General features: G+C 47.2%; 4 protein-coding genes and 1 pseudogene. 1 reads left to right on the plus strand and 4 read right to left on the minus strand.

Features of this window, described 5'->3' with window-relative positions:
* Positions 1-1,040, minus strand: a 1,040-nt coding sequence (gene rlmD, locus WBV27_RS06815; RefSeq protein ID WP_424200579.1) for a 23S rRNA (uracil(1939)-C(5))-methyltransferase RlmD, incomplete at its 3' end; no start/stop codon positions are given.
* Positions 1,041-1,259: 219 nt separating this feature from the next.
* Between rlmD and WBV27_RS06820 the strand changes: the two genes are divergently transcribed.
* Entirely contained in the window at positions 1,260-1,658 is a 399-nt protein-coding gene (locus WBV27_RS06820) for a VOC family protein (RefSeq protein WP_424200581.1), read from the plus strand.
* Positions 1,659-1,957: 299 nt separating this feature from the next.
* Here the strand turns inward: WBV27_RS06820 and WBV27_RS06825 are convergent, their stop codons facing one another.
* The 3 genes and pseudogenes from WBV27_RS06825 to WBV27_RS06835 all read right to left on the minus strand — a co-directional run.
* Positions 1,958-2,368: a thioredoxin family protein gene (locus WBV27_RS06825; RefSeq protein ID WP_424200583.1), complete on the minus strand. Its 411-nt coding sequence runs from the start codon at positions 2,366-2,368 to the stop codon at positions 1,958-1,960.
* Between the two features lie 110 nt (positions 2,369-2,478).
* Positions 2,479-3,510 (minus strand): diacylglycerol kinase, encoded by a 1,032-nt coding sequence (locus WBV27_RS06830; RefSeq protein ID WP_424200585.1) that lies wholly within the window; start codon positions 3,508-3,510, stop codon positions 2,479-2,481.
* Positions 3,511-4,127: 617 nt separating this feature from the next.
* Positions 4,128-4,342: pseudogene (locus tag WBV27_RS06835) on the minus strand (Asp-tRNA(Asn)/Glu-tRNA(Gln) amidotransferase subunit GatB); the annotation flags it as partial.

Genomic DNA, 4,342 nt, shown 5'->3' on the forward strand with positions numbered 1-4,342 from the left:
ACGGCATCGGGAACAACTTCCATCGCATACACGTGTTTCGCTTTTTCAGCCAATGACAAGGAAATCGTTCCGATTCCACAATAGGCATCGATTACGGTTTCTTCGCCAGTCAATTGTGCAGCTTCAATCGCCAATTTATAAAGTTTTTCCGTTTGGATCGGGTTCACTTGATAGAATGAGCGGGAAGAGATAGCAAATGTATGGCCCATCAGTTTGTCGTGATACACATCTTCACCGTGCAGGACGATGGTTTCGTCACCCAGGATAACATTGTTTTGTTTCGGGTTCACGTTTTGGACGATGCTGACCACTTCCGGTAAAGCTTCCAAGATAGCCGGAATGATTTTGCTTTGCGGGAACAATTTCGCCGTACGCGTCACCAAGACAACCATCATTTCGCCTGTGTAATAACCGCGGCGGATCATAATGTGACGGATATTTCCGGTATGTTTCTTCTCGTCGTATGCTTTCACGTTGAATTCTTGCAGAATGTCACGGACTTTTACGATGGCTTCATCGATTTTTGGATCCTGGATCTGGAAGTTTTCCATCGGGATCAATTCATGTGTGTTGGTGCGGAAGAATCCGGTAACCAATTTTCCGTCTTTTTGACGTACTGGGATCTGTGCTTTATTGCGGTATCCCCATGGATTTTCCATTCCGATTGTCGGTTTGACTTCGACTTCAGGCATTTTGGCAATGCGTTTCATCACTTGCTCGACGTTGTTCTTTTTGAATGCCAATTGGGCAGAGTAACGCAAGTTCTGCAATGGCATCGTACCAACGCGTGTTCCTTTAACATCACGTGTCGGAATACGGTCAGGAGAACTGCTCAGTCTTTCCTCAATGCGGGCGAATCCAAAAGATTTGCCGACTTTCGTCACTTTGATGGTGGCCCTTTCGCCCGGTAGTCCATCCGCTACAAATAATGGATAACCCTCAACTTTTGCGACACCCATACCTTCTGACGTTAAGTCCTCAAATGTTACAGTCATCTTCTCATTTTTTATTACCGGTGCTACCGTATATTGTTTTTTCATGTGTACTCCTCAGTTCATAATTTTTCATTCGGATTCATTATACCAAAAAAGAAGGCTACCCGATACAGCAAGCCCATTTGTTTGGAAAAAATAAGTACTTTCTCATAATATCGCCTGATGCAGCGCGTCTTATCAATAGGAAGTTTCGCTCGCGTTCAGTATAATAGAAGTATATAGACCAGTTACTGACAGGTATAGGAAGAAAGCGAGGATGACAAAATGAGCGGACAACGGATTATTCCCTTTTTGACGTTACCGGGGACTGCAGAAGCAGCGATGCACTTTTATGTTTCCATTTTTCCGAATTCCAGTGTGACCTCCCTCACCAAGATCGATGAGGACGAACACGGGGAAGGCGGTCGCGTGATCAATGAACAGTTTGTTTTGAATGGACAGGATTTTATGGCGATGGATATGGAAGAAGATTTTTTGCCGGAAATGACTTGGGCCGTTTCCCTCTACGTGGACTGCGAAGATGAATCCAGCTTCGATAACTACTTTGATTCCTTATCCGCGGATGGCGTTGTGATGATGGGCCCTGAAGCAGTCGGAGAATTGCGTGCGGTAGCTTGGGTGACCGACCAATTCGGAGTTACTTGGCAATTAGTGTGGAAATAATACGAATGGGCTGCCCCGGTTTGGGAGCAGCCCATTCTTTGCGGTTATCGGACAAAATCTGGCTGAATCGCTTGCCAGGTGTCCGATTCTTTGCGGTTATCAGACATTCTCAGCCGGAATCGCTTGCCGGATGTCCGATTCTTTACGGTTATCGGACAAGTTCAGGCGGTCTCGCTTGCTGGTTGTCCGATTCTTTGTGGTTATCGGACATTCTCGGGCATTCTTGCTTCTTGGTTGTCCGATTCTTTGTGGTTATCGGACAAGATCGAGCAACTTGTAGTCAAGTCTACTCTCGCCTGTTATTCTGCCGCCAATAATGCCGGCAGGTCTGCAACGGTGTCCAGATTGACGGACCCGACCGCTTTCCCATCCTCCAGCCTGATCAAGAGCGGAACGAACTCGACGCCGTAGGTATCCAGCACCTCATCATAGTTGGCATCATTGATACGCTTTTTCGTATTGTAATAATAAGCGGTCTGCCCTGTTTCGGCCAATTCCTCTTCCAGTATCGGACGGAACTCCTTGCAGTAGGGGCAATCGTCGAAGCCGAAATAGAGGTAGGCCACATCCCGCGCGACCACTCCTTCGTATTCCGTTTCATTGTTGATGGTGACGATGGAAGAATTCACTTCTTTCCCGCAGGCTGCAAACAGCATCAGCAGTGCGCTCAACAATAACAAGGACAAATATCTCTTCTGTTTTTTCGGCATACGGCAGGTCCCCTTTTGTGTGAAAGCTTCTTTTTTCCAGTATAGCAAAAAATGCCCGATAGCTCTCGTCAAAACACCGAGAGACCGGGCATTCTTTCTATTTTCATTTGTTAGTTCTTGCCGTCGTAAGGCAACCGTTTGTCGTTCACTTCATCCGGGTGCAGGGTTTCAACTTCCTTCATGAAGCCTGTGCCGGCGCCTTCCAGAATGCCTTCATCGACTTCTTCGATTGGATCAGCGTAATCAGAAGTATTCCCGATGATTTTGATGTGCTGCTGGTGGTTCGTAAATGTAGTCGGTGCATCCCCGCCGTACTCCCCATCCAAGTTGATCATCAAACGTGAACCATCCATGGATTCCGCTCTCACAAAGCTGGTATGTGTGTAAAGGACGTTCGAGTTTTCGAGATGTCTGCCCCCGTTCAAAACCTGGGCCAACAGTTGCAGGATTTCGAAAATGTTCGCTGTCTTCACGACAAACAGCGTGAACTTGCCATCCCCCAAAACGATGTTCGGATCGATCGTCTCAAAGCCGCCGACCGAGTTGGTCAAGGCCACGAAGAACATGGAAGCCATGCCGTCGTAGACTCCGTCTTCATACTCGATGCGCATGTGCATTGGTTTGAGCTGCGGGATTTTTTCGGCGCCTTTTACCAGATAGGCAAGGTATCCGAAAATGGTCTTCAGTTTTGCAGGCACGTCGTAAGTCAGGTCCGTCAGATAGCCGCCTGCTGCGATGTTAATGAAATAAGTGCCATTGGATTGACCGATGTCCATCGGAATGACATTTCCGTCAGCGATGATGCGGGCTGCATCCAATAGGTTCGAGCGTGGAATCTTCAAAGCACGGGCATAGTCATTTGTGGTCCCTGCAGGTATGATGCCGACTGTCGGTCTGTGGTCCAATCCGGCGATGCCGTTGACGACTTCGTTTACGGTACCGTCTCCGCCTGCTGCAACGATCAGGTCGAATCCGGCCAAAGCGGCACGTTCCGCTTCTTTCGTTGCGGATAGGGGTTCTGGTGTCGTGGCATAAGCACTGGCCTCATAGCCTGCTTCTTCCAATATTTGAAGGATGTCAATCATGCTTTTTTTCAGCATTTCTCTTCCGGAAGTAGGATTGTAAATTACTCTTGCTCTCATTCTTTTCCTCATCTTTCTAGGCTCATCTGTTATGTAGGTCACAATTCATCTTTCCTTTGTCAAACCACTCAATTAATGATTATATCACCAAAATCATAAGAATACTAATTGCTGAACTGGAAAAAGATAGATTTGTTGTGATTTTTTTTGAGAATTAATTTATTCAGAAAAAAGCCTATATTGTGTTTTGCGCAGAACCGGGAACTTTTCGCAGAAGATTAAGCAGATACAAAGGATCGTATTCCCGGCGAGACTGGCTTCATCGGGAATTGCGGGTATTTTGCATGTCGATTTCCCGGTGAGGCTGGCCTCATCGGGAATACTGGGCATTTTTCTTGTTGATTTATCGGTGAACGCTGTCTCGCCGGGAATTCGAAGCATATTTCTTGCCGATTTCCCGGCGAGCTTCATTTTGATTGTGAGTGAAAAAAAGCCAACCTCCAGAAGGAAGTTGGCTGGAATGTGTTCAACGCAGACGCGAATTGTCACATCCTATTAGTCGAACTCTGAATTGCAGGGGGTTCCGCCTAACGCTATTTAGGCCCATCCAGCCAAAACCGGGCTGGTTGTTCCTAAATTTCGTTAGTGCTCGCCCCCTACCCGCAATTCATCGTATCCTATCTTTTTTCTAACTCCTGCGCTAGTAGTTGGTTGACCATGCCTGGGTTGGCTTGGCCTTTGGTTTGTTTCATGATTTGGCCCACAAGGAAGCCTTTGGCGCGGTCTTTTCCGGCTTTGAAGTCGTCAACGGATTGTTGGCTGTTGTCCAAAACGGCGTTGATGATCGGCAACAGTTGCGACGGATCGCTCATTTGGATCAGGCCTTCTGATT

It is taken from the genome of Trichococcus sp. (assembly GCF_049589555.1).
Classification (GTDB): Bacteria; Bacillota; Bacilli; order Lactobacillales; family Aerococcaceae; genus Trichococcus.